We start from the raw sequence: 23,748 nt of genomic DNA, 5'->3' as shown, positions 1-23,748 counted from the left end.
TTATTTGATAACTAGGCGGCGTTCAAAACCAGCGTTCATGACGCTCTTACCATTTAGAGTCCTACCGTTACTATTGTAATACGTCAAAGCCTCGTTTATTTTTTCCTTTGTGCAAAAAAGTCTATAAGTAATTGGCGGTTTGGTAGTGCCGTTGTTGCACTGAACGGCAAGCCTTACTAACAAACCAGTTCGCATTAATTCCCCGGTGTCATACACTGGATCATTAGCGTTGGCTTCTTCTACGGGGGATACGCCTAAAACATCTTTAGTTCCGGCTGTATACATTACCGCACTGGCTCTAAAGACTCTAACTTTAGTACCATCCATTGCCTGACAGAGTTGTGTTCTAGCCATTAATATTTTATCCTTTCTCTATTAACGAAAATCAGCCCTTATGCGATCGCGACAGGAAGTAATCACCCCAGTACCATCCCAGGCTTTGCCAGCTAGTTTTTGGATAGCATCAGAAACTTTGTCTGTGGGTACATAAATATCAGCCCCAAAATATTTGTTACTTTTCCGATAGTTAATCCGCATTTTCATCAAGAGCCCCTCTTGGACTGCTCGATTTGCCTTTACCATTTGCGCGGTGACTCCACTAGCGTCTGCGTGGGCTGTCATTCCCAAGTCAGTAGCAATGCCATCGTATCTATTAGAAAGCCGAGCCGCTACTGTCATGGTTCCCGTTCCGCCTGGGGTGGGCGCAGTCCAACTATAAATTTTCGTATCTGCTAAACTTGGCATCCAATACCCGCCTTGTTGCTTCAAAACTGCTTACTACTTCATTCATAGCAGACATTTTTAGGAGGTGGAACATATACGGAAACCTATAGGGTTTCCGGATATGCAAGGAGTTTTGTTTGGTCTAAAAAAAGTGTTGGGGTTGTCTTCTAATCGGGATTTCTATATAGATGACCGTTGTAGTCACAGAGCAGGATAGGCTCATTGAGCATCTCTAAAAACAATTTTGCTTCCCTAAAGTAGACGTACCCGACCGGACGGCGGCGCGGCGGTTTGATTTTGTTACCCAATATCGTCACTTCTGGAGATGTGATAGGGAACGCTTGGGCTGGATTTTGGTTGGTCGATGTAAATACTTTGGAGTTGTCAAACTCGATCTGCATCACCTGGCAGATGCGCTGGTAGAGATTGACACCTTCCGCCGTGCTGGTCGCAAAAACAAACGATTCTAACCCGGAGGATTTGTCCCGATAACTAACCGATTCCCTTCCTTTGCGGAACCGGAACTGCTGGGGCTGTAGAAAGTGCTGGAAAATTCTTTGTGCCAAACTTCTGATATTGGCTTTCGTCAGCAAGTCCCCGACTCCGTTTGGATTTTCCGTTTTTCCCACCAAACGGAAACCGACTCTCGCTTCCAGTTGTCGGTAGCCTTTCTCCACATCCTCAATTCTTTCCAAAAAGTACAGCACAACTTTAGGAGCGCCCCGGTAACTGATACCCGTTGAGACTGTGCTATCGGATTTTTCGCTACTGCCGCTGCCCTCGTAGTGGATTTGCAGGATTTGCCTAATTAGTTCCTTATCGTTCCCGGTCAAGACAACTGATTTGTTTTCGGAGCGATCTGGAAAATATTCTATTGTTCGGTGAAGCCCAACCTCCTTAGATGTTTTTCTGTCGGAAGGATGCCACTCAATATAAGCCGGGCGAGAACTCGCGTCTCCTCTCCATCTGGGGATGGTATCTCCGTCGCTGTTTCTTAGATTGCGCGCCGGATAGTTGGTGCTTAAATTGGGGAGTTTTGGGTTGGATCTATAACGCAGCTCTGGATAACCCGCCGCCCAAGCATCAAACCAGTCGTCAAATTTTAGGTCGCTGGCATTGAGGAGATGATCGATCATCTTCTCCATCCATCCGAGCTGAGACAACTGCAATGCCAAAGCTGACTCGGAACCCGCCATCAGCAGCTTGTAATCTGGGTTTTTTCTGTCAGGCTGCAGTTGGTAAACATCCCAGTTGGGTTGCAATTCTATTCGGACTCGTTCCGGGCGCTTATCCGAGAGTTTCGTGATGCGCCTTTGGCGAGCCATCATGATATAAGTTTGTTGGGTTAGCCTTCCAACATTTGCCATAAATACTCCCTCTCTCAGCCGATTAATTTATACAGGAATCCACTCTTCATAAGTTCCCTGGTCTGTTAGTAAATCCCCTAATGTTTCAAAGAAAGTAGAGGCTAATGATTCCATACCCTCCCACTGTTGTTCATTTACCCAGTCAAAATATTCGTCTGCTTTAATCTTAGACCAGGTTTCCTCTACCTTTTCAGAAACGATAAAAGGCGATTGTCCTTCTTTCCCCCAAGTCTCCTCTTTATCTAACAACCTAGCTGCTACTTTCCTGGTGTTAATATAAGTTATGACAAACAGTGCTTTTTTAGCAACCTCTTGAACCGCATATCTAAGCGACGACAAGGCTTCTACCAAAGTATCCTTAATGGTTGGGTTAATCATACACATGGCGGCGATCGCGCCTTCTCTAATTCTTAGAGTTGTTGTCGCCGTGCTTCCTACCTTGCCTGCAACTAAAGCAGCCAGAGATTTTCCGACTGTCTCTCCCAAGGGAACATATAAAGCGTTAGCTGCTTGTTTTAAATCATCCATCATTTTTTGGTCAGATGCTGCCCAATCAAAATTATACGCTTGAGAAACTCCTTGGGTTAATGTGCCCATTAGTGTAGGCACTGTTACCCCCAAAAAACCGCCTACAAAAGCCGGGTGGGCTGCTACTAAACTCCCCACACCCGCACCAACAAGCCCTACAGCTTTTCCACCAACAAGCAGCACAGTCCCGGCAATTACACCACCCGCTAGAAGCCCTGCTACTTTAGGAATCATAGGGGCTTCTAATAGCCAATCTTTGAAAAATCCCCAGTTGCCTTTTTTGATGTTTTCTCCAATAGCTAAGGCACCACCTTTAAGACTTCCGGCCCATTTCTTAAAATCAAAAGATTTTAAAATCTGAACCTCTTTATACAGTTGAGATGAAAAAGCATTAAACCATTGTGCTGCGATTTCCTTGCCAGCTACAGCGGTTGAAGTTAGTTCTTTCAGGTCTACACCTACAACATTAGACATAATTTATTAACCTATTTCGTGGTCATTGTTGGGCAACAATCTTTCTCGGCGGCGTTGGCTTGGCGACTTTCCAGTAGACAAGTTGTCAGATTTAATATCACGAATCTCCATTAACTCGTCATTAGTTTTGATGAGGCGGGGCTGCTGTTCCCGACTGGGGGCTGTCTTGGGTTTATCCTTAAACCCAGATGCTGTCATGGCGTTATAGTAATTCATCAACCAAGAACGTTTAAACTCTTCAAAGTCGCCGCCCCCAACTGCTGATGCTACATTTAAATATTCCAGATGCAGCCGGAAATCTAACACAGCGATCGCTTCTTCAACTCTGCTCTTAGTGTCATTTTTCAACTTAGCCTTTTCCTGTCCTGCCGATGGCGGTTTTTTCCCACCACCCGAATCCGGCTGGGAATTACCCGAACCCCTTGGCGCTCTTCTTTTACTCATGATAAAACTATGACCTTAATTTTGCCGCTATCCCTATTAAAACCTCATAGAGGTCATTACTTTTAGCCCTAAACTCATCAACCTCTATTTCATAGTCGTGAATCTCCAACAAATCTGGCAGCATGGCTTCCGTCGTGTCTTCATCATTCAAATCAAGTTTAGGCTCCTGACCTTTCTTGTTATCCTTTCCAAAACCCTTTCCAGCCCCCCAGTGTTTTTTACCAAACACATTAAACTCAATTGGCAGTGTAACCACCTTCGAGATAATGGGAATTCCCAACCCGTCTAAAATCGCCGACGTTCGATAATACAACTTAGCCAAAGTTCTATACATTCTCGTCATTATATAGGCTAAACGAATCTGGATATTTAGCCGGTTGGCGCTATCACCTTTTAACTCAATCAAAAGTTCAGTCTGAGCCTTTAATATTGCCCCCAATGAATTAAACTTTAACTCAATAGTCTGGTCGCCTTCTTGAGCTTTGTTAGTATCCTGAACCTTCACGGTAACCGGAGCGTCAAAACCATAATTATCTATGGTTTTGAACAGGTCAGACATTATTTCCAAATAATCTTTGTTTATATGATTTCCGCGCCCCTCTGGCATCATCATATTAGCTGGAACCTGGAAACTCTTATCTAGCAACTTCCTTACCCCTAGGGCTTTATGGATTTCCCTAGTCATTTTAATCAAATCTTCACAACATTCTTTATTCATGTCCCTCAATATTGGTAAACTTGGCGGCGGTTCTGGTTGATGATTGTTGATTGTTATTGGTAAAGGACTCCACTCGACTACCCAACCCCTAGTCGTATAATCAACAAAATAAGACTGCATCGTGCCAGTTTCAGGATTTCTATACGGCACATGAACAGGACACACCCTTATAGTGGCTGTTCCGAATAAGTTAGGCTTCGACCACGTGCGACCATTAGTGACACGACAAGTTCTTGTTGCCAAATAGGGATATGGGCCATCGAAGTTATGGATTGTACCTGTATATTTAGCCAGATAGTAGCTAAAATAAACGGGATGGTAACCCCAACCTTGACTTATGTGTAAATCACGATAATATTGGTAGCCCAATAGAAAAGGAAAAGTTCCTATTTTTTGCACAGATATAACTTCACTGCTAGAACTGGAAAACTCTATTGATGAGAAAAACTCTCTGGAAGAGGTAATAGCACCACCTCCGTTAGAAAAATGGTCAAAAAAGTTTTCTTTTGCGGATGCAAACCGCCCACCTATGTGACCTGCTCTATGGACTAAAAAAAAATCCGCTAACCTCCCTGAGAAACCTAGAGGAAAAGGAGGATTACCAACACTGGGAGGTAAAATATTATCTGTATCATCACTTGTTTCATTTTCATCTGTCTCCGATGGTTCTTCTATATCATCCTCGCAAACATTCCGAGCAAAAGTGACAGTTTTGCCAAACATGGTTACGCTCATGGTTTGCTCACATTCCCCAAGATAAACCGAGACATTGGCATCATTAATGCTGTCAATTGTTCCCCCAAAACCTTTGGGGTTGCCATCCTCATCAAGGTCTACAAATCCGTGAGCAGTGCTGCCTATCTTCTCAGCTTTTATGCCTATCCTAGTTCTACCATCTTGTAAATCTTCAGCCTCTGCGCTTATTTTTGGCTTCATTGCCTGGGCAAATTCAATTATCCCCCTCACGTCTATCTCAATGTCTCCATCGTCGCGGGGAAATCTTACTCGCGCTCTGGGTTTGTCGTCCGCTTCTAGTCTTTTAACCTCTCTTTCTATGACATCTATAGCTTGCCTATAGTTGCGATTCCTTACAATGTCTCTTGTCCTTCGGCTACGTTCCTCTACTTCTCGCATGGTTCGCACTCCTGCCTCAACTCAGGAAATAGTTGCAGCCATCCCTCTTTGGTCAATTTTCGTCCGCCAACAACCCATTCCCGTTCCATTGTTTCTATGGGTTCCAAGGAGACAAGTTTAATGGTTTTCCGTTGTTTTAGCGTGGGAACAGACAGGGGGCGATAGGGACTAACAGAATCAGACAAAAAAGCTGCAATTGGCAACACTTCCAAAAATGGAAAGATATGGCACAAATACTCTATTCTTTCCAGCCATTGCTCAAGGACAAATCGATAATTTTCGTCTTGGGCTTGAGAGAGCCTTCTTTGTCTCTCTTCTGGGGAAGGAAAATCAACAATGGTTTTATATTCTTGGGGAACATGAGCCAATGCTTTTAATTCTCTATAAATCAAATATCCATCGGCGGGGCGACCGGGTAGCAAAAAATGGCGGTTAAACACATCCTTATTTGTAGCTATAAGAATCTCTAACCGCTTATCCCATAGATGAACAGGATTAACCGCAGATTCTAAGGATAAATCTACCGGATAATTTTCTAAGTCATCTAATCCATAAAAAGCTATCATCATGTGTAAGAACTCTCCATAATTAAAACAGTTGTCGAACCTTCTACTACTTTACCCCATATCGCGTCAGTCGGAATAAATCCTGATACATTACCGGGATAATAAATCTGACCGGGTGGCATTCTGAATGGGTGAGTAGTTGCATTATTTCCCGATGCACCCAACCCCCAAAGCAATTGAGTTTCTCCCTGGTTCTGAATTTCAAAATAAGCACGGTTGGGATTAGCGGGGGCGATTAATATAGGATTAAGTCCGACTGTTATTGTGTTCATCAAGGTATTAGCCGGGCGTTTAGCCATCAGTATCAAATCTAATTCGACCCGATATTCACCCTCTATATAAATGGTATCATAGCCGCGATTAGCACTTATTGAACCGCCGCCTAATATACCGTTACCGTAATCCTTAAAACTTAAACCTAACTGGTCATCTACTCCAAATATTTTTACCTCATTGGCAGTTAAATAAGGGTTGATTAGAGGCACATAAAACCGCCGCCCTCGGTTTTGGATAACCGGACAAGCTGCCTCAACCCAAGGATTTAACGAGCCTTTTCTTCTCAGTAATTGCAAACCAAACTTAGGGTGATTGCTCTCTAATTTCATTAATTTAGCTGCCCTTTCCGCCGCTGAATCCTCTGGGTAAAATTCGGGATAAGGAGAACGAGTAAAACTCGGACACCAAACTGATGCAGTGAGACTTTCTAAAAAAGCATTAGCTCGCCATAGCCACCTGGGGTCAATATGGGCAGAAATGGCAGTAATAGCATCAGAAATATTCCACAGTGTTAACGGATTGCTTGCATAATCACTGACATTACTCTGATTAATTTCAAATGAAAAAGTGTCGGTTTCTGATAAGCGATTTTCTGCCATAGGTTAAGGATTTAATAAGTATGGTTTGGCGGCAGAAGTCATGCCATTGGTGTAGTCAACAATTACTGGGTAGTCGGTTAAACTGATGGTGCATATTAACGGATATTGTCCATCCCCTCTAACGTTAGGTCGGATAGAAAAATCACAATGTTTTTTGGCAGGTTCGGGGTTTAATGCGGGACTAAATTCTGCGATGTGTTGATGTACAACTAAATGCAGTAAAGCACTGGCTAAATTGGCTTGGTCAAAGGGGTAACTGCCTATACCGGGTTGAAAACTACCAAAAAACGGATCTACTATTTTAATCGCGCCATCTTCTATATAAGCCTCTAGCTCGTCAATATCCAGGTTGACAACAGAATCCTCTTCATTGAGAGTTAAATCCATAATGTCTTTTCCTGTGACGTTAATCGTCAGGTTTTTTTGCCTTTGTAGCAATCGCCGCCCCATGGCTAAGGTTAAGGCTTCTAGTGTGGTTTCGGAAAAATCGGGATAGACTCCCGGCGTGATGTTCATGTGAGAAAATAGAAGTGGTTACTTCCATTCTACGATAAATGCCTATTCGATTTGCAATGCGTCCTACCGGTGGCGGGGGCGGCGGGGGCGCTTATTATAGATTTTCCAAGTCGGGGACGGTTCAACTGGCGGCAGGGGAAGAGGTGGAAATTATCCCCTCCACATCGTCCCCGGTGAGGCGAGAAATTTCCATCAAGGGGGAAAATCCATTCTCCATCAGATGGGATGGTAGCGATCGCTCATTGCCAGTATTTGAAGATGCGACCTATTTTGATAGCAGCGACGGGGGAATCTCTCTTTTTGCGACATCCGCCACCACCCAGACGGTAGAACTCTGGGTTAGACAGGAAACGGAAATTGATTATGACTTAGGACAAGAATCAGGAGAAATAGACGATATGCCAATGCCGAATTTATCTATTAGACCTTTTATGGGTACAGGAAATCAATCCGTTCACGTACCCAATTTTATAGCTGACAACGCAGATTCGGATAATAACAGAATATATGACTATCTTTGGTATAACACCTTTTCTAGTGAACATGGAGTTTTAATTTTTCAGTTTGATGTGTTTTTCCCTGGTCAAATGTACAACTTTACCATTAATCCCTCTAACGATTCTTGGCTGCCGCCTGGAGAAGTGATTAAAGTCTTCCTGATTCCGCGAGAAATTATGGCGATGGTCATGACTCAAATAGCCGTCTATACCTGGCAGTTTTATAACTACGATACACTAATAAATCTAACGAATTGGATTAAAGAACATAGTGAAGTTGCGACAGTAGAATCACCAGCACGCGGGTTTTCTGTTGTACCTACAATGAGCCGTCAACTATTATTTTTTGATATGCCATCCCCTTGGAGTTCTACTAGGCCATTGTGTACTTGTAGTTATACGCCCAACCTAGCGAACCCCAAAGAGGGGGGAGAATTTACTATCAATGAGTTTATCGATTACGAAGACTGGTAGATAAACGATCGCCTTAATCTGAGTTTTCCTAAGATGGGGGGGAAGCGATCGCATTACCGGCTGGCGAACAAATATAGGAGAGGCTGATCCGATCGCCCGCCGCCAATCCCCCAAGTCTCCGAGTTGATTCCATCTGGCTCAGTCCGTCCACTACAATAGGTAAACAGGAAGGGCGATCGCTTAATCCGACCATCTGGGCAACTGGGGAGAAACCATAGCCAATTACAAACCTATGAAGAAAAACCGAATCGGTCAGGCTTCCATTATCCCCGACGCGATCGCCTACAGAATTCAGAAGCAGTGCAAATATGACTGGCAGCGAACCTTACTAGCAATCTTGATGTACACCGGCGAACGAGTGGGAGCTGTGAGGTTACTGCGAATCCCTGACGTTTATGTTTCCTCAGCTTCCCGTGTTGTCCTGCCAGAAATAACTTTTCGATCCGAAACTCGTAAGCGCGCGGGCGGGAAAGATGGGGGAGTCCGCCAAGTTCCCATTTCCCAAAAACTTAGAGAGATTCTCGGAACCTACCGCATCGGTGGCGGCGAGTTTCTGTTTCCTAGCCCATCTGATATATCCAAGCCCGTTACCGTTCAGGCGATCGATAAGTTCCACCGGTCGGCGATCGCTCGTCTGGGATTAGAAAGCGAGGGCTACTCGCTCCACAGCTACCGCCGCACTTTCATTACCAAGCTCTATAACAAGGGAGTCAATACCAGAACCATCATGGCTATCACAGGTCACAAATCTATGGCATCTTTACAGCGCTACATTGATGCCGATCCTCAAAAAATCCGAGACGCGATTGATGAAATCTAAGGCGGCGATCGCTATCAGTGTTATCCAGGGAGAAATGGGTTGCTGCTATGCTTTGGAGGGCCGAACGCCACACACCGCCTTAGATACTTCCAATTTTAGCGCTAAACTTGGCACTTTGGTATTTTGGACAAAACATCAAATATTCTTACACACGGCAAACGACGCTAACCAGTGTACAGTAGCACTTAGCGCCGTTTTAGGTTGGGAAACGCTCCTTGATTTTTCTGTGAAATCACAAAATTTTTGGGGGTATAAAATCTCCTTTGGGGGAAATCTTAGGACGCGCCGCCGGGGAAATTTCCACCACCCGATTTAAGTGCTGGAAGTTTCTCTAGGATAGTTTCCAGAGACCAGTCCAACTCGATCCACTGTTCTACCTGGTTGGCGATCGCCTTCGCTTTTTCGCTGAGATGAGGACCTGCCAGATAACAAACCTGCTTTTTCCCCTGATAAAGATAAGCGTACTTATTGCCGTTTGTGTCTTGGGATGCTGATTTGGTTTTCCAGCGAACGGTTAGGCGATCGCTCTGGGAAGTTTTCACCGGTGATAAATTTTCGTCACCCTGGGTGACGGCTACCCATCCTAGATATTTAACCTTGCCCTGTTCGCGCAACCTTTCCAGAGACTTAATCACGCGGGATTGTAGGAGTCCAGTAGCTTGGCTAATTTGCTTTATATCCTGATTCGGGCAACTTCTGAGACATCTCAAGACATCCTGATCATCCCAGCCTGGATCAAACGGCTCTGGATTTTCAAGTTCCGTCACCCTGGGTGACGAAATTGCTAAGGAAAGCTGCCCCGGTGTGGATTGTCTTTTCATCGGCCGGACCCCCTGCCATCATCATCTCCGGTGGTGATAGCTCGAGTATTTATAGCCAAAATTGCCAATTGTGAGTTTTTGGCTATGCTGCGAACCAGGAAAAGCCTTGTCACAAAAGGACGATTGTCATAAATTAGGGCGCTTACTATATCAATATCACAGGCGATTCGGGAAAAAGCGGCGTAATCCTTTTTAACCAGGTCTCGAAGTTCCAGCACTTCGGACTCAAGTTCCCGCACTTTAGACTCAAGTTCCAGCACTTCTGGGGGAACGGTCGGGATGGTATCAGTAATCTGATGAGCGATCGCCGACACCGGGGCAGGTGATTTTTTAACTTTTTCGTCACCCTGGGTGACGGAATTGGTGGCTTGATGCGCGGCGGTTTTGTCACCGGTGATAGTTTGGGGATTAGAGTTCTGTCTATTAGGGGTCGAGAATGGAGTCGCCTCCATCCCCTCCCATTCAAAACCGGACGTGAGACTTTCACCTCATCCGGCTCCTAGTCTGATTGCTCCATTGTTAAGGATACAGCATTGGCGTTGTCTAACGCCGTTTTATCATCGTGACAGTGGCGGTGTAATAGTTGAAGATTCTTATATTCATCCTTTCCACCTTGGCTTTGAGGTATAATGTGGTCTACTTCAACTAAATCCGATGGTGCGAAATACTGTCCACACCAGGTACACCTACCTTTTTGCTTTTTGAGTAGTTTGGCTACTCTTGTTGGCGTTTCAATTGCTTGTCCTTTCCTGGTTGCCCAGTAAGTCCAGTTTCCGTCGTATGGTGTTGCGTCAGGGCGTATTGGGGTGTGTCTAACATTTGGAGTCCAACTATGTTGCCATAATGTGAATCCATCCTTAGTCTTGAATAACCAGGATTCATGTCTTTCTTTCCCATTGCTAAGTTTAACCGTTCCTTTGTGGAAGTAGTTTCCTAGCTTTTCGTAACTTGCCTTTCCGCATCTTGATGCTGTCCATGCCCGTAACATTTGCCAGATTATGTTATCTAGCTTGTTGAAGGTTTCAGATGAAACGACCCCTGAGTAGTAGTTTGACCATCCCCGAATAATCGGGTTTAGTTTGCTAATCAGGGCTGATTGAGGTGATGTTTTATATCGTTTAATTACACCTTTTATCGCTTCAATGTGGGCTTTAACTGCTTTGTTGCTGGGTTTGATGTGGGTTTTGAAACCCAACATTTTATGTGGGGTCTTGTTACATAGGAAGCCTCCTTTTCTTCTTCCCCCACTCTTTCCAGATTTATATTTTCCTACTGGGTATTGCCTGATATTGAATCCTAGAAAATCAAAACCTGGCTCTTCTGTTTTGCCGTTGTACTCAATGGGATTGAGTGTATGGCAGATTCGAGTCTTTTCGGGTTTAATTTCTAATCCTACAGGTTTTAACCATTCGGAGATTGCAGTTTTGCACTGTTCAATGATTTCTAGTGATGGAGATATTACTACAAAATCATCGGCGTATCTGATTACTGTGGCTTGCACCACATTTTTCTTCTTAGGATACATTGTTTTTATGAGCCTAACCATCCCATCCAGTGCGATGTTGGCTAGGAGTGGACTTATTACCCCTCCTTGGGGTGTCCCTGCTTCTGTATCCTCAAATACACCGTTATCTAGCACGCCTGCTTTGAGCCATGATTTCAGGTCTCTTTTTAGACTGCTTGGACAATGAATTTTGGACAGAAGGTAATCATGGTTTATTCGGTCAAAACATTTAGCTATATCTGCATCCAGAACATAATAACCTCCTTTGTTGATACTCTGAAAGATTCTGGATATTGCATCGTGGGCTGACCTGCCAGGTCTAAACCCATAGCTAGTGTCTTCAAATCTCGATTCCCATTCAGGTTCGAGAGCCGACTTAACCAAGGCTTGCCTCGCTCTATCTTGGATTGTGGGTATTCCTAGAGGGCGTTTTTCATCCCTACCGGGTTTTGGAATCCACACCCTTCGCAGTGGTTTTACTTTGAGATTTCCTTTAATGTTCTCAACAAGTTTAAACCTTTGCCTTGATGAGATTGCTCTCATTCCATCGACTCCAGCTGTTTTCTTGCCTTGATTATCTTGGGTCACTCGCCGTACTGCTAGTAGACGGGCATAATATGATTTGCACAATAGACGTTGCAACCTTCTTGCTTTCGCGTCCTGTCCCGATTTAGCTGCTTGAAATATCCTCTTTTGGAGCTTGAAAACTTTTCTCTGAACTTTCGCCCAGGGGATTTGTTTCCATACATTCGTAGTCTTGATTGGTTTTGGTTTCCCAAATCCTTTCTTTAAACTCGCATTCGCCATAGTAACTCCTACTAGACTCTATTCTTTACAATCAAACCGTGACCCGTCTGCGTATCCCAACCATTATAGTTGGGCATTAGCTTCTGGTCACATCTCACCCCCTAGTAGGCTTACGCTTACACTTTTCACTACTGACTCTCTCGACCAGATTATCAGAGCCTAAAAGGGGTTAAAACGTTCCGTTTATATGGGCTTTCCATCTTTAGACTTGTCCTATCCACCGGGGTATTTTTAAAGGTCTGTGTAGGTAGTACGAAGAAACTCCTACTTTTCCCCTTGCTCTTTTGAGCGCAGCGTGTCAACCTATTTCGCTACTTATTAGTTACGATGGTTCAAGTCGGAACATTCAGATTTCCTTAGTCATGGATGGTTGGCAGTGGTCGGATTATTGGGAATAGGTTTTCCCTCACGCCTTCCGTTCCCCGCTTCAATCCTAGGGTTGTGAATCCTAAAACTGGGGGTGGCTATCGCCGTTACTCTCAACGCAATTGTTAAGGAATCATTAAGATTTCCAATTTAGCGTTTTGACCTTGAGTTCCCTGCCTTGTTTTGTATATTTCTATACCAAACGTTGGGACATATAAACAGTTATGGGATGGTCAGGGTACGAGTCCCTTATATTTCACCAAGGGGTGAAAGTCCCACTAGGAGGTTATTTCAGGCATTGCAGCCTTATTTGACTCCTAAACATCTCGCACGTTCATGGCTAATATAATGCTTGAGGGTTTTGCCAAATGCCGAAAGAAAAAACACCCCCCACTGGCATGAGGGGCGCTTAAATTATTCGGACACCTGCTGGAGAACTTCCTGCCGGATTTTCTCCATCTGCTCTTTCATTTGAGACTGATACTCTCTGTTCGCTAGTAGCCGTTGCTCTAGTCGCGCTTCATGGCTTTTGACATAAGAATCAAATCCAGCGAACAGCTCCTCCAACAGGTCTAAGATTTTCCCGCCTGTTCCGAGGTGATGACACCCCCCTGGCTGGAAATAATCCCCCTGGCAATTTGCTCGATCAGTTCTGAACGGTTCAGAGTCAACTCTGTAGCCATCTGATCCAACAACTTGACCGCTGTTTCCGTCAATGTCATTGTGACAGCCTTCTTCTTCTCCCCGTACAAAACGTTGGGAGTCCGATGCTGATAGGGTTTGCTCTTTTTCATGTTCCTTGTCCACAACCTCTCCAAAAAAAATATCATAAATATATTTACATTTTTATATTTACCATGTTATCTTAGATTCATGCAACCTAAATATATTTAGATTGCGTCGCACCTCTATCACCTGCGGCCAACTGAGGAAAAGGGGGTAGGCGGCTCTCCCGGTGGATCTGGGACAGCGATCGCATTAATTGCGAACTACGAGCGCCTCTTTTAACTCACTTCCTGCGGCCACTATTCGAGCGAGAGAGATAAAAAGCCGGATATTGAGAGCGGGGAAGTTGATAGATGTAAGCGATCGCCATGAGGTTGGTTAAGCGATCGCACCAGTCAACCCTATATATAAAGTCAAAGCCTATGGTGAATAGAAAAGCTAAGGCCGCAGAATTGCCTAGCGGGTTTCACCGCCTAGACAAAAAACATCAGCGGATCTTCTTGGTTACTTGTTTAGCTTGGATGCTGGCAGACCGACAAGTTGCGGCTAACGGGCAGCAACAAATCGGACGGCATTTAAGAAGGACTGCTCAAACAACTGTGTTCAAACTATCTGATGAGGAGGTAGCCTACTACATTGCAGAAATAGAGGATTCCCTACAGCGGAATCCCCAACTAGCCGGACCCATTGGTTTGGTGTTCAAAGTTCACAACTCGTAATTCCAAAAGGAAGGGGGAAACCAGGTTTTTCCCCCTACCTCCCATCATCCTTGACTAAGAGGAATTTGAATATGAGCGATCCTAATTCGCCCCGTTCAGTCATCAGTATAACATCTGATGCTGCTACGGGTCAACTCAACTTGTCCGAATCACTAACACCAGAGGAGGTTTTTGCCTACCTGAGTTTAATCAGCAAAATGCTCGAATATACACCCGATGAATTGGAGGAAATCCTATGGAAACACCAGACAGAAGAGAGATTCCGCTCTCCCATTCTGCCGTTTCCGACACAGCAAAATCCGTCCTTTTAGCATTGCTGCAAAATCCTAGCCTTGTCTATGAGTTGCCATTAACAACTCAGCAGGTTGGTCGGCTGCTAAAGGAAAGCTGGTATCTCGCCAATGAAATGCTGGCAACTTACCAGAGGAGTAATGGGGATGAACTGAGAGCGATCGTTTTAAGCGGTCGCCCTAACGAGGAGGTGAAAAACTACGATGTCAACTAGCCCCAGTAACGACCCGTTTGCACGGATCAAACTTCAGGCTGCGGCTACTTCCAATCAGGAGCTAACCCGTTGCCTACAACAAATGATTGAAGTTCTGGAGTCACAAAACCCCGACTACAGAGAAGTTAGAAGTCAACTGCTTAGGGCTACCTGCCTGAGTTATGAAGTAGTGCGACATCTCGATGCTGCCAGCTTTAGTCTCGGTCAGTAAATAAAAGGGCTTGGGGCTGCTTATCTCAAGCCTTCCCCAAGCAAGCCAGTCAGGAGTTTCTGATGCGAGAGTTATGCGAGCGATCGCTTTCTCTTACTCACCATTGGCGCTTAATCATAGCACCATCTGACTGGTTAATGCTAGACGTGCGCGCGCCGTGAGGATATAGGCGATCGTCTCTCTCCCCATCTGGATAGATAGGCGATCGCTTCCCCCCCCGGTGTCCGCCAATCAGTTACACCAGCAATCTGGAGACAGAAAGGATGAAAAAATTAACCAACGAACAGAAAGTCGCTCAACTTAGTATCTTGCTGCAACACTTAGAACCCAAAGCCTTAAACACATTGCACAAATCGTTTTTGGATCGGTTTAATCAGGAGATTGCAGTCAACCCCCAAAAGCAGTATGTGAAAAAAATGCTTGATGCGATCGAGAACGGGGAAGTTGTTGCTAACCATGAATCAAGCGCGGGCGATCGCCTTCTCATTTCTATGGCTTGGCAGATGTTCTCGGCTAGTCCATCTGTTCAGGAGTTTACTCACTTTGATGAGTTTACCCGACAAGCGCTTGCATCCTACGCGGTTGCTGCCCTGAAAAAAACTAAGTTTTTCTTAGAAATAGCCAAAACCTTTATCACCGAAGACCATGGAGAATCTGGAGAATGAAATCTACTTAGGCGGCCTGCTAGATATCGCCGCCAGTATTGAAGATTACGCCGAGAGGATTAATGTTCGCCTTGATGGTTTTTCGAGGGAAAAGCCAGAACATCTAGCCGAAGTGATTGGTTATCTACAACTAATCAAAGACCTAACCACTCAAGGATTAAAGGAGGCTAAAAAATTGTGACCAATGACCGCGACCATCTGGACGAACAATTGAGGCGACTGCCAGGGTTTAAGGAGGAGGCTTTAGATATCAGCTACATGGTGAGGAAACTCTACTATGATATCGACCAGATTTTTGGCTACTGCTTTAGCGACAAACTCACTAAACCCCACGCCCAAAAGCAATTTCTCAACAAACTAGAGAAATTTGTTACCAACACCCAGGAAGCCGGGAAACTCATTCCCCAACTCATTGAAAAAATTGGAGGCTCTGATGATGACTAGCACAAACCAGCAAAACCCACAAACCCAATACACCAAACAGCTAAAAGAGGAAGTCTTAAAGTCCATTGAAAACATTAGCGTACAGGTTTCCTCTTTGTGGTTAAAAGCTCAAGTCCCGAATCCCGATGAACCCTTAACCAGGGAAAACATCAGTAACTACTTGGAACAGCTAGCACGGGTTGTGAAAGTAGAAGCCAACAACTACAGCGAGAATCTTCCCGACGATGAGGATAAACATTCCCCTTACGAATGGGTTGATTTGACAGTAGATGCAACCTCGCTTATGGACTGTTTATTAAAAGCTAAGGCAAGTATTGATAACACCATTGCTCATCTAAGAGTTATCGATTTTGCCACTAACGTTAAACCATACCAAGATGTTGACATTTACGCAGCACACCTTAACTACTGCCATGAGCAAATTTCTACAGACTTGGAAAATGTACTTGCTGAATTACAAGATCTAGATTTCACCGCCTGATGAGTCCTGACCGGTAAAGGACGAAACTTCCTCCCGCTGCTGGGGGGAAGTCGCGGATAACCGGGTGATTCCCTCCGCATTGATGACTAGCCCCCCTACTACGAAATGGGAGGTTTCCCTCCCCACAGTTTTACTGGGGGCAGAAGTCAGTAATCATTTCTAGCTGGGTTCCAACCCCGGCTAGATCTTAGGCGAGTTTACTCCCCCGGATAGAATGGGCGAAAGCCGTAACAGCTTCTTGGGAGTGATTTTCCACCATACTTAACAGGAAAAATGAATAGTTTAATAGTAGGCCTTGACGTTAGTTCGTCGTGGTGCGATGCCGTGTGGTTGGAATCGATGCCAACCGGTGCTGTGCGGGATTTTTTCGACTCCCCAGCATTTGCTGAGTGTCACCGAAAACTGGAAGCGAACGCGAAGTCTATCCAGTTTCTGGTGTCTTTGGAGCCGTCTGTCGTGGTATTAGAGCCGACCGGAACTTATAGCAGGTTCTGGATTGACTCTCTCCATCGGGAAGGAATCCCAGTCTTGAAAGCGGATCAAACCATGATCAAGGACAGTCGGAAAAGCTATGGGGGAACTTCCAACAAATCTGACCCCTATGATGCTCTCATCATGGTGATTACTTACTTTCAGCACTACCAAACCAATTATGATCGCCGGTATTGGGTACGGGAGCGGCCGCCAGCGGTTGCCAAAATTGAGCAATGCCTGAGAGATATTCAGTCCTTTACCAAGCGGCGCACTCAAGTCATAAACCAAGCCAAGTCGCGGCTGGTCTATGAATTCCCAGCTAGGGCTAAAGTTCACGTAAAAAGAGAAGCTGGGAACCTAGATCCGGACAAACTGCCAGCTTGGTGGGCTTGGGCTTGTGGCTGGACTTCCCAAGGTAGTTGGGAAATTCCCAAAGGGGTTAAAACCAAGTTTGACAATGAATACGCGAAAGCGATCGCGGCGGGTGAAGGGACTGGCATTAGTGTAGTGACTGCCCGACTAGCCCAACAGATTTGTATGTGGCATCAGTCGGAGGCAATGGTAGAGCAGGAGATGCTCGGCTACCTGAACCTTCCAGAATTTGATTGTTACCACCGGGTGTTTGATAAGTTCGGTTTTGGTTCCCGCGAACGAGGCTGGCTGCTCACTCGGATCGTACCCTTTGATGAGATGTTTAAATGCCTTCCCAAGTCTAAAGCCATGCGACGATTCCGGCAGTTGTGCGGGTTGGGGGCTACTCAAGTGCAATCTGGGCAGGCTGACACTCGTAGCAGTTTTACCGGAAGTAAAGAGGCGCGATCAACCTTGCATCAGTTTGTTGTACGGGCAATCGAGAAGGGGACTCATCGCGAACAGAAACCGGGTGGAGGTGCGATCGCGACGACCCCCTACGATTGCCTTTCCAAATCACCAGAGGCTCAGTCTCTTAGACTCTACTGGGTGACTAGAGCATACCACAAAGGGAACAAAGTTTCCGGGGCGGCGCTCAAGGCTGCCAGGAATGCCACATCCAGAAAGCTGGCTGAGACTTTATTTAAGGCTCTGTGGGATATGCGATAATCTACTTCATTCATAGTCTTATTACAAAGCCCCGCTAACTAATTGTCTCGGCGGGGCTTTTTATTGTTCAAAGTTTGGGGGTAGGATAGAAAGTAGACTGACCCAAGCTGGTTATACAGTCCAACGCCAAGAATATCTGATTGGCGATCGCCAATTTACCAATTTAGAGGTAGAAATACCAGGGGAAGCCCTGGGGGAAGAAATTATAGTGATTGGGGCTCACTATGATTCTGTGGTAGGCTCTCCTGGGGCTAATGATAACGGATCAGGAGCGGCGGCGGTCTTAGCACTAGCCGATTATTTCGCGGCAACCCATCCCCAAAAAACTCTAAGATTTGTGGAATTTGTGAATGAAGAACCACCCTTTAGCTGGACTCCAGACATGGGAAGTTGGGTTTATGCAAAGCGATCGCGAGAAAGAAATGAGAAAATAGTGGCGATGCTGAGTTTAGAAACAATGGGCTACTACTCGGACACTCCTGGAAGTCAAACCTACCCCCTGGGGCTATTAAATAATATTTACCCGATCACTGGAAACTTTATCGCATTTGTTGGTAACTTCGCGTCTGGGGGATTAGTCCGGCAAGTAGTTAAGGCATTCCGTACCCATACGCTGTTTCCCTCAGAAGGCTCGATTTTGCCTAATACGGTTCCGGGTGCGGGTTGGTCGGATCATTGGTCTTTCTGGCAGGAGGGTTATCCGGGAATTATGGTCACGGATACGGCTATGTTTCGCTATCCCTACTATCACACCCAGGAAGATACCCCAGCAATGGTTAACTATAACCACCTCGCTAGGGTAGTTTCTGGCTTGGAGGCAGTGATTATGAATCTGGCTAATATTGATTGATTCACCCCCCAGCTAAGAGGTGGGAGTTAGGAGGATAAACTGTCGAGATAGGAGCGATCGCACTCCGGAAATGTCCAGTTTCACAGCAGCCAGAATATCACCGACAGTGCGGGGATTTTCTACGGTACCATCAGCAGTTGAATTAGTTTCACAGGCTTGGAGAAACTCAAACTCATCATCTGATAATGTCACCAGGTGATAATTGCAATCAAACACTGTTTGACTCGGCCAACCATTCAAACAGTAGGTTAACTCAGGAATGGCAGCTAATAAAGCGCTATCATCAGACCAATCTGCCTTGGGTAAAGGGGGACGAGCCAGGAAAAACTCATAATGGCTAACCTTGGGGTCTAATAACTCAATGAGGCGATATAGTTGGCGATCGCTTAAATTTTCGACCCTTTCCATAAGTTCGGGGGATTTACCAACCAGGCGATTAATATCCCAATACTCAGGATTAGAAAAACCGACAAATTCCAATTGAGAGCTATCAATCAGCTCAAACAGAGTGTCAATATTGTAGTCAATTTCTTGGGGATGGACATACATATCAGCAAAACACTCATCTCGCTGATTTTCCAGAGCCCAACGTTCGGACTCATACAGGACCAAACGGTTATCTTCGGGTAAGGCTTCAAAAACTTTGCGCCCCACATTTACGCCGTCCTGATAATCGCCACGTTTGTCCCCTTGTAATAAGGCGATCGCCTGCTGCATAAGTCGCACTTCCCAGCGACCCAACTCAGCATAAACAAATATATGTAATAATCCCCCCGGCGTTAACTTAGAAGCCAAGGCTTGGATACCCCGAATGGGGTCTGGTAGGTGATGGAGTACCCCCACACAGTTAATAAAATCAAACTCCCCCTCCAATTGTCCCACATCATAGAGACTCATCTGTTGAAATTGAGGCTCTGGAGTTCCCGGAGTAGATATCCCGGAGCGGCGACAGCGTTCTTGAGCCGTAGCGATCGCTCCTGAACTCAAATCAATACCCAAAACCTCAGCCTCTGGGTTAAGCTGAATCAGATATTCGGTACTCGAACCGGTGCCGCAACCCGCATCCAAAATCCGAATTTTAGTTTTCTGGGGTTTTTGTCCCGTACAAAATCCATAGGCTGCTGACCAACACCAGCGCCAGTTATAACCCGGTGGCGGTTCATTTAACAAAGGGTCAGGGGGAAAAGGGTAAATATCGTAAAGCCGTTTGACAGCAGCGCTAATTTCTTCCATGATCAAAACCAACAGACAACAACCCAAGCAAGCAAGCGAACGTGCTTTTTCAGAATACCTTACAATTGCCCCCAGTAGACCATAAATCTGTGGGGTGTTGGTCATGTAACAAAACTTATCGTTTTTTCTCAGATAAGTTCTGGTAAGTCTATACAATAGGTCTGGATACGCGATTTAATAAAATGCGAGGATTGCAGCCAAAAACATTTTAGCTGTAATTATCTGTAAAAAGATTAACCAGGTTAACAACTCAAGGAGCATGATTTAATCTCAAATTAGGTTAACATTTTACGGCAATACGGTATAATACCAAGTATGGTGCGAGACCTTCGGGTATGAAATAGAGCTGAAATGGGCGTGGGGACTACCCGGTGAGGACTTCAACCCCTTGCTTGATTGGGTCGCATCCCTGGCCATCCCATAACACAGCCGGATTTTTTGGCCCACCTTCGAGACTTCCAATATGGTTGCCAAGGTGAAGCGTCTAATCAGGTCTAAGACTGCCCGATCCATGCTGACATGGGCGCATTATCGATTCAAACTAACCCTGAGACATAAGCGCGGAAATAACTGAACAGTTGTAGATGTGACCGAAGAATACACCAGCAAAACCTGTACTCACTGTGGTCATGTCCATTCCCAGCTAGGTGGCTCAAAAGTGTTCCGATGTCCTGAGTGCGGGTTCACTCTACCACGGGACTGGAACGGTGCTTTTGGAATCTTTCTAAAAGCTTTGCGGGATACCGCCTCTGTTACCTTAACGGGTAATAGTGCTATCGTCGCATTGTCCGGGAACAACCGGAAAAATGTCGCGTAAATGTATCAGCAATAGCCCCGGCTAGTCCAACTGGGCGATGGAGTCTAACTGATCCTTGGGGTTGAGTAGAATAACCTGTTATAGGGTGTATGTAATACGCCCGTAGTGTAATGACTGTGAATAGGGAGCGATAGAGATCGAATGAGTGTTAAGGCAAGTGGTGGCAGCTCAGTTGCGCGTCCGCAACTTTACAAAACCGTCCCAGTTTCAACAATTTCTCAAGCCGAACAACAAGATCGCTACTTGGGGAAAACTGAACTTAGTGATTTAGCAACTTACTTTAGTTCTGGGGCAAAACGTCTGGAGATCGCCCAAGTTCTCACCCAAAACGCAGAATTAATCGTGTCTAGGGCAGCTAACCGGATTTTTACCGGAGGTTCCCCTTTGGCATTTTTGGAAAGACCCGAAGAACCAGAAATGGCTATGGCTGCGGCGGGTAGTGGGGATATGGAAGTCGCCGAAGGTATGAAGCTGGGAACAATTTCCTATGTTGACAACCGGGGTGGCGGCTTCTTTGATGGTATCAAGTCCCTGTTCAAAGATTCAGGCAGTGGCCCTGCGGTATTCCTGCCGCCGGGGTTCCGACCGATTAACGTCTCCCGCTACGGTCCGGGAAATATGACTAAATCCCTGCGGGATTTGAGCTGGTTCTTGCGTTATACCACTTACGCGATCGTGGCGGGTGATCCTAATATCATCGCCGTTAACGTGCGTGGTTTGCGGGAAATTATCGAAAATGCCTGTTCTAGTGCGGCGACTTTGGTGGCTTTGCAGGAAATGCGGCGATCGGCTCTGGGATATCTGCAAAATGACAAAGAAGGTCAGGAAATTGCCCTGCAATACTTCAATGTTCTGATTAGCGAATTTGAAGGCGCAACCCCTTCTAACAAAGTCCGTCAAGGTCAGAGTGTTGATCAGCAAGGCTTGGAACTGCCTCAGATTTACTTTAATGCGACGATCGCTCGTCAGAAGTTTGTGATGAAGCCGGGTCTGTCTTCCTCGGAAAAACAGGATGTGGTGAAAGCTGCTTATAGACAGGTGTTTGAGCGTGATATTACCCGCGCTTATAGCCAAGGGATTTCTGACCTGGAATCTAAGTTTAAAAATGGCGAAATCAGCACTAAAGAGTTTATCCGTCGTTTGGGTAAGTCTCCTCTGTATCGCCAGCAGTTCTACTCCCGCTTTGTCAACAGCCGGGTGGTGGAACTGGCGGCGCGTCACTTCTTGGGACGGGGTTTGAGTTCTCCCGAGGAGTTTAGCAAATATTTTGCGATCGTCACTAAAGGCGGTTTGGCGGCCCTGGTCGATGCTATGGTTGATTCGTCCGAGTATGCTGATTACTTTGGTGAAGAAACCGTCCCTTATCTGCGGGGTCTGGGTACAGAAGCGCAAGAGTGCCGCAACTGGGGCCCTCAAATTGACCTGTTTAACTACAGTGCGCCTTTCCGTACAGTTCCACAGTTTGTCACTTTGTTTGGTGACTATAAACAGCCTCTGCGGGATCAGCACGTCTATGGTATCGGTAACGATCCTTTAGAAATTCAGTTTGGGGCGATTTTCCCGAAAGAAACCCGCTCTCCCCAAAATCGTCCGGCTCCCTTTGGTAAGGATACTCGCCGGATTCTAATTCGCAATGGAGCCGGAATTGATAACCAATTGAGCAACCCTGGCGCTCGTGGGAATGCTCCCGGTTCTCTCGGTCCCAAAGTGTTTAAGCTCGATCAGCTTCCCGGTGGTTATGTTTCCAGTAAATTTAGCAACAAGGGTGGGAGCAATGGCGCTAGTGTCAAGTTCTCTGAGAGTTCAACTCAGAAGGTGATCCGAGCCGCTTATTTGCAGGTGTTTGGTCGGGAACTCTATTCTGGTCAGCGCCAAACCGTGGCTGAGATTAAGCTGGAAAATGGCGATATCACAGTTCGGGAGTTTATCCGCATTCTGGCGAAGTCTGATGTGTTCCGCAATATGTATTGGACTTCCCTTTATGTTTGTAAGGCGATCGAATACATTCACCGCCGTCTGTTGGGACGACCCACCTATGGACGACAGGAAATGAATTCCTACTTTGACCTTTGCTCTAAAAAAGGTTTCTATGCTCTGGTGGATGCCATTATTGATTCCGTCGAGTATAACGAAGCCTTTGGGGAAGATACTATTCCCTATGAGCGTTATCTGACTCCGGGTGGTCTGTCTCTGCGTTCTATGCGTGTGGGAACCCTGGCTGAGAAGATGACTATGGTTAAAGACGAACCTACTCCCAGGTTTGTGGAGTTGGGAACTCCTACTGACCAGATGAAAGGTGAACTGGAAATCGATAACCGCATTAACCAGGGAGTTAACAAGCGTCGCGAACAGTCTAAGGTGTTTAAACTCACCAATGTGACTGATAAGGTGGCGCTCCAAACTACAATTGGTGCTATCTATCGGCAGATTTTCGAGCGGGATATTGACCCCTATGTTACTAAGAAAGAGTTTACCGCTCTGGAAAGTAAACTTGGTAATGGCGAAATTACCGTTAAGGAGTTCGTCGAAGCCTTGGGAGCTTCTGCTTTGTATATCCGCGAGTTCTACACTCCCTATCCCAATACTAAGGTGATTGAGTTGGGAACTAAGCACTTCTTGGGTCGCGCTCCCCTTAATCAGGCGGAGATTCGCAAGTATAACCAAATCTTGGCTTCTCAGGGTCTGAAGGCGTTTATTGGCGCAATGGTGAACAGCATGGAGTATGCTCAGGTGTTTGGCGAGGATACTGTTCCTTATCGCCGTTTCCCCACGCTTCCTGCTGCTAATTTCCCCAATACAGAGCTGCTTTACAACCAGTTGACCAAACAAAATGATGAACTGGTCGTTCCTAGTTTTGAGCCGGTTTTGGCTAACGATCGCAGCTAGAGCTAATTTGAGCCTCTGTTAAT

Annotated in this window: 26 protein-coding genes and 2 pseudogenes; 13 read left to right on the top strand and 15 right to left on the bottom strand. The window is 45.7% G+C overall.

Annotated elements, in window-relative coordinates:
* The 9 genes from XZ46_RS27500 to XZ46_RS27460 form a co-directional block, all read right to left on the bottom strand.
* On the bottom strand, positions 1-354 hold the full coding sequence (locus XZ46_RS27500) for a hypothetical protein (protein WP_006669513.1): 354 nt from the start codon (positions 352-354) through the stop codon (positions 1-3).
* A gap of 21 nt (positions 355-375) precedes the next feature.
* A complete protein-coding gene (locus XZ46_RS27495) occupies positions 376-744 on the bottom strand; it encodes a hypothetical protein (protein ID WP_046319112.1) in 369 nt (122 codons plus the stop codon).
* Positions 745-890: 146 nt separating this feature from the next.
* Positions 891-2,090, bottom strand: a complete 1,200-nt coding sequence (locus tag XZ46_RS27490; RefSeq protein ID WP_006623225.1) for a hypothetical protein — start codon at positions 2,088-2,090, stop codon at positions 891-893.
* A gap of 27 nt (positions 2,091-2,117) precedes the next feature.
* Entirely contained in the window at positions 2,118-3,092 is a 975-nt protein-coding gene (locus tag XZ46_RS27485; protein ID WP_048895340.1) for a hypothetical protein, read from the bottom strand.
* 6 nt (positions 3,093-3,098) lie between these two features.
* Positions 3,099-3,536 carry a hypothetical protein gene (locus tag XZ46_RS27480; RefSeq protein WP_006623227.1) on the bottom strand — a complete coding sequence of 146 codons (438 nt, stop codon included), beginning with the start codon at positions 3,534-3,536 and terminating at the stop codon, positions 3,099-3,101.
* Positions 3,537-3,543: 7 nt separating this feature from the next.
* Complete coding sequence (locus XZ46_RS27475; RefSeq protein ID WP_048895339.1) at positions 3,544-5,388, bottom strand: hypothetical protein; 1,845 nt, start codon at positions 5,386-5,388, stop codon at positions 3,544-3,546.
* Positions 5,376-5,957, bottom strand: coding sequence for a hypothetical protein (locus tag XZ46_RS27470; protein ID WP_048895338.1), 582 nt, complete (start codon positions 5,955-5,957; stop codon positions 5,376-5,378). The genes XZ46_RS27475 and XZ46_RS27470 overlap by 13 nt, the downstream gene beginning before the upstream one ends.
* A complete protein-coding gene (locus XZ46_RS27465) occupies positions 5,954-6,829 on the bottom strand; it encodes a hypothetical protein (protein WP_048895337.1) in 876 nt (291 codons plus the stop codon). Before XZ46_RS27465 ends, XZ46_RS27470 begins: the two co-directional genes overlap by 4 nt.
* 3 nt (positions 6,830-6,832) lie before the next feature.
* Positions 6,833-7,345, bottom strand: a complete 513-nt coding sequence (locus XZ46_RS27460) for a hypothetical protein (protein ID WP_048895336.1) — start codon at positions 7,343-7,345, stop codon at positions 6,833-6,835.
* A gap of 38 nt (positions 7,346-7,383) precedes the next feature.
* Here XZ46_RS27460 and XZ46_RS27455 point away from each other — a divergent pair, with 38 nt between their 5' ends.
* The gene (locus tag XZ46_RS27455; protein WP_048895335.1) at positions 7,384-8,316 is read left to right on the top strand and encodes a hypothetical protein; all 933 of its coding nucleotides are present in this window, start codon (positions 7,384-7,386) and stop codon (positions 8,314-8,316) included.
* Positions 8,317-8,344: 28 nt separating this feature from the next.
* On the opposite strand, the gene XZ46_RS35680 is transcribed toward XZ46_RS27455, so the two are convergent.
* On the bottom strand, positions 8,345-8,509 hold the full coding sequence (locus XZ46_RS35680; protein WP_164468734.1) for a hypothetical protein: 165 nt from the start codon (positions 8,507-8,509) through the stop codon (positions 8,345-8,347).
* A 39-nt stretch (positions 8,510-8,548) separates the two neighbouring features.
* On the opposite strand from XZ46_RS35680, the gene XZ46_RS27450 reads away from it, so the two are divergent.
* Complete coding sequence (locus tag XZ46_RS27450) at positions 8,549-9,136, top strand: tyrosine-type recombinase/integrase (protein ID WP_008053265.1); 588 nt, start codon at positions 8,549-8,551, stop codon at positions 9,134-9,136.
* Positions 9,137-9,411: 275 nt separating this feature from the next.
* Here XZ46_RS27450 and XZ46_RS27445 read toward each other — a convergent pair whose 3' ends face one another.
* The 4 genes from XZ46_RS27445 to XZ46_RS27430 form a co-directional block, all read right to left on the bottom strand.
* Positions 9,412-9,957: a winged helix-turn-helix domain-containing protein gene (locus XZ46_RS27445; protein ID WP_174447148.1), complete on the bottom strand. Its 546-nt coding sequence runs from the start codon at positions 9,955-9,957 to the stop codon at positions 9,412-9,414.
* Positions 9,954-10,409: a hypothetical protein gene (locus tag XZ46_RS27440; protein ID WP_048895334.1), complete on the bottom strand. Its 456-nt coding sequence runs from the start codon at positions 10,407-10,409 to the stop codon at positions 9,954-9,956. The genes XZ46_RS27445 and XZ46_RS27440 overlap by 4 nt, the downstream gene beginning before the upstream one ends.
* A gap of 47 nt (positions 10,410-10,456) precedes the next feature.
* The gene (gene ltrA / locus XZ46_RS27435; RefSeq protein WP_048895012.1) at positions 10,457-12,268 is read right to left on the bottom strand and encodes a group II intron reverse transcriptase/maturase; all 1,812 of its coding nucleotides are present in this window, start codon (positions 12,266-12,268) and stop codon (positions 10,457-10,459) included.
* Positions 12,269-13,048: 780 nt separating this feature from the next.
* Positions 13,049-13,441 carry a hypothetical protein gene (locus XZ46_RS27430; protein WP_006623237.1) on the bottom strand — a complete coding sequence of 131 codons (393 nt, stop codon included), beginning with the start codon at positions 13,439-13,441 and terminating at the stop codon, positions 13,049-13,051.
* Positions 13,442-13,782: 341 nt separating this feature from the next.
* Between XZ46_RS27430 and XZ46_RS27425 the strand changes: the two genes are divergently transcribed.
* The 9 genes and pseudogenes from XZ46_RS27425 to XZ46_RS27385 form a co-directional block, all read left to right on the top strand.
* Complete coding sequence (locus tag XZ46_RS27425; protein WP_048895333.1) at positions 13,783-14,079, top strand: hypothetical protein; 297 nt, start codon at positions 13,783-13,785, stop codon at positions 14,077-14,079.
* A gap of 235 nt (positions 14,080-14,314) precedes the next feature.
* Positions 14,315-14,584: a hypothetical protein gene (locus XZ46_RS27420; RefSeq protein ID WP_006669629.1), complete on the top strand. Its 270-nt coding sequence runs from the start codon at positions 14,315-14,317 to the stop codon at positions 14,582-14,584.
* On the top strand, positions 14,574-14,795 hold the full coding sequence (locus tag XZ46_RS27415; RefSeq protein WP_008054200.1) for a hypothetical protein: 222 nt from the start codon (positions 14,574-14,576) through the stop codon (positions 14,793-14,795). Before XZ46_RS27420 ends, XZ46_RS27415 begins: the two co-directional genes overlap by 11 nt.
* 263 nt (positions 14,796-15,058) lie before the next feature.
* Positions 15,059-15,460, top strand: coding sequence for a hypothetical protein (locus tag XZ46_RS27410; RefSeq protein WP_008054202.1), 402 nt, complete (start codon positions 15,059-15,061; stop codon positions 15,458-15,460).
* Positions 15,441-15,641 carry a hypothetical protein gene (locus XZ46_RS27405; protein WP_006623244.1) on the top strand — a complete coding sequence of 67 codons (201 nt, stop codon included), beginning with the start codon at positions 15,441-15,443 and terminating at the stop codon, positions 15,639-15,641. The genes XZ46_RS27410 and XZ46_RS27405 overlap by 20 nt, the downstream gene beginning before the upstream one ends.
* Positions 15,638-15,904, top strand: a complete 267-nt coding sequence (locus XZ46_RS27400; protein ID WP_006623245.1) for a hypothetical protein — start codon at positions 15,638-15,640, stop codon at positions 15,902-15,904. Before XZ46_RS27405 ends, XZ46_RS27400 begins: the two co-directional genes overlap by 4 nt.
* Positions 15,894-16,385, top strand: a complete 492-nt coding sequence (locus tag XZ46_RS27395) for a hypothetical protein (RefSeq protein ID WP_228116400.1) — start codon at positions 15,894-15,896, stop codon at positions 16,383-16,385. The genes XZ46_RS27400 and XZ46_RS27395 overlap by 11 nt, the downstream gene beginning before the upstream one ends.
* Before the next feature lie 273 nt (positions 16,386-16,658).
* The gene (locus tag XZ46_RS27390) at positions 16,659-17,939 is read left to right on the top strand and encodes an IS110 family transposase (RefSeq protein WP_048895332.1); all 1,281 of its coding nucleotides are present in this window, start codon (positions 16,659-16,661) and stop codon (positions 17,937-17,939) included.
* Positions 17,940-18,024: 85 nt separating this feature from the next.
* Positions 18,025-18,789 (top strand): annotated as a pseudogene (locus XZ46_RS27385) (M28 family peptidase); the annotation flags it as partial.
* Between the two features lie 12 nt (positions 18,790-18,801).
* On the opposite strand, the gene XZ46_RS27380 reads toward XZ46_RS27385, so the two are convergent.
* Positions 18,802-20,022 carry a class I SAM-dependent methyltransferase gene (locus tag XZ46_RS27380; RefSeq protein WP_008052208.1) on the bottom strand — a complete coding sequence of 407 codons (1,221 nt, stop codon included), beginning with the start codon at positions 20,020-20,022 and terminating at the stop codon, positions 18,802-18,804.
* A gap of 424 nt (positions 20,023-20,446) precedes the next feature.
* Between XZ46_RS27380 and XZ46_RS31180 the strand changes: the two are divergent.
* Together XZ46_RS31180 and XZ46_RS27375 are read left to right on the top strand one after the other, a co-directional pair.
* A pseudogene (locus XZ46_RS31180) lies at positions 20,447-20,839 on the top strand (zinc ribbon domain-containing protein); the annotation flags it as partial.
* Between the two features lie 141 nt (positions 20,840-20,980).
* Positions 20,981-23,725 carry a phycobilisome rod-core linker polypeptide gene (locus XZ46_RS27375; protein WP_006622367.1) on the top strand — a complete coding sequence of 915 codons (2,745 nt, stop codon included), beginning with the start codon at positions 20,981-20,983 and terminating at the stop codon, positions 23,723-23,725.
* The last annotated feature ends 23 nt before the right edge of the window (positions 23,726-23,748 follow it).

The sequence above is a fragment of the Limnospira indica PCC 8005 genome, from assembly GCF_000973065.1.
Classification (GTDB): Bacteria; Cyanobacteriota; Cyanobacteriia; order Cyanobacteriales; family Microcoleaceae; genus Limnospira; species Limnospira fusiformis.
This window is presented reverse-complemented; position numbering and strand designations above follow the sequence as displayed.

Coding starts and splice junctions, on each gene's coding strand:
- XZ46_RS27500 (WP_006669513.1), bottom strand. CDS start 354: ATGGCTAGAACACAACTCTGTCAGGCAATGGATGGTACTAAAGTTAGA.
- XZ46_RS27495 (WP_046319112.1), bottom strand. CDS start 744: ATGCCAAGTTTAGCAGATACGAAAATTTATAGTTGGACTGCGCCCACC.
- XZ46_RS27490 (WP_006623225.1), bottom strand. CDS start 2,090: ATGGCAAATGTTGGAAGGCTAACCCAACAAACTTATATCATGATGGCT.
- XZ46_RS27485 (WP_048895340.1), bottom strand. CDS start 3,092: ATGTCTAATGTTGTAGGTGTAGACCTGAAAGAACTAACTTCAACCGCT.
- XZ46_RS27480 (WP_006623227.1), bottom strand. CDS start 3,536: ATGAGTAAAAGAAGAGCGCCAAGGGGTTCGGGTAATTCCCAGCCGGAT.
- XZ46_RS27475 (WP_048895339.1), bottom strand. CDS start 5,388: ATGCGAGAAGTAGAGGAACGTAGCCGAAGGACAAGAGACATTGTAAGG.
- XZ46_RS27470 (WP_048895338.1), bottom strand. CDS start 5,957: ATGATGATAGCTTTTTATGGATTAGATGACTTAGAAAATTATCCGGTA.
- XZ46_RS27465 (WP_048895337.1), bottom strand. CDS start 6,829: ATGGCAGAAAATCGCTTATCAGAAACCGACACTTTTTCATTTGAAATT.
- XZ46_RS27460 (WP_048895336.1), bottom strand. CDS start 7,345: ATGAACATCACGCCGGGAGTCTATCCCGATTTTTCCGAAACCACACTA.
- XZ46_RS27455 (WP_048895335.1), top strand. CDS start 7,384: ATGCCTATTCGATTTGCAATGCGTCCTACCGGTGGCGGGGGCGGCGGG.
- XZ46_RS35680 (WP_164468734.1), bottom strand. CDS start 8,509: ATGGTCGGATTAAGCGATCGCCCTTCCTGTTTACCTATTGTAGTGGAC.
- XZ46_RS27450 (WP_008053265.1), top strand. CDS start 8,549: ATGAAGAAAAACCGAATCGGTCAGGCTTCCATTATCCCCGACGCGATC.
- XZ46_RS27445 (WP_174447148.1), bottom strand. CDS start 9,957: ATGAAAAGACAATCCACACCGGGGCAGCTTTCCTTAGCAATTTCGTCA.
- XZ46_RS27440 (WP_048895334.1), bottom strand. CDS start 10,409: ATGGAGGCGACTCCATTCTCGACCCCTAATAGACAGAACTCTAATCCC.
- ltrA (WP_048895012.1), bottom strand. CDS start 12,268: ATGGCGAATGCGAGTTTAAAGAAAGGATTTGGGAAACCAAAACCAATC.
- XZ46_RS27425 (WP_048895333.1), top strand. CDS start 13,783: ATGGTGAATAGAAAAGCTAAGGCCGCAGAATTGCCTAGCGGGTTTCAC.
- XZ46_RS27420 (WP_006669629.1), top strand. CDS start 14,315: ATGGAAACACCAGACAGAAGAGAGATTCCGCTCTCCCATTCTGCCGTT.
- XZ46_RS27415 (WP_008054200.1), top strand. CDS start 14,574: ATGTCAACTAGCCCCAGTAACGACCCGTTTGCACGGATCAAACTTCAG.
- XZ46_RS27410 (WP_008054202.1), top strand. CDS start 15,059: ATGAAAAAATTAACCAACGAACAGAAAGTCGCTCAACTTAGTATCTTG.
- XZ46_RS27405 (WP_006623244.1), top strand. CDS start 15,441: ATGGAGAATCTGGAGAATGAAATCTACTTAGGCGGCCTGCTAGATATC.
- XZ46_RS27395 (WP_228116400.1), top strand. CDS start 15,894: ATGATGACTAGCACAAACCAGCAAAACCCACAAACCCAATACACCAAA.
- XZ46_RS27390 (WP_048895332.1), top strand. CDS start 16,659: ATGAATAGTTTAATAGTAGGCCTTGACGTTAGTTCGTCGTGGTGCGAT.
- XZ46_RS27380 (WP_008052208.1), bottom strand. CDS start 20,022: ATGGAAGAAATTAGCGCTGCTGTCAAACGGCTTTACGATATTTACCCT.
- XZ46_RS27375 (WP_006622367.1), top strand. CDS start 20,981: ATGAGTGTTAAGGCAAGTGGTGGCAGCTCAGTTGCGCGTCCGCAACTT.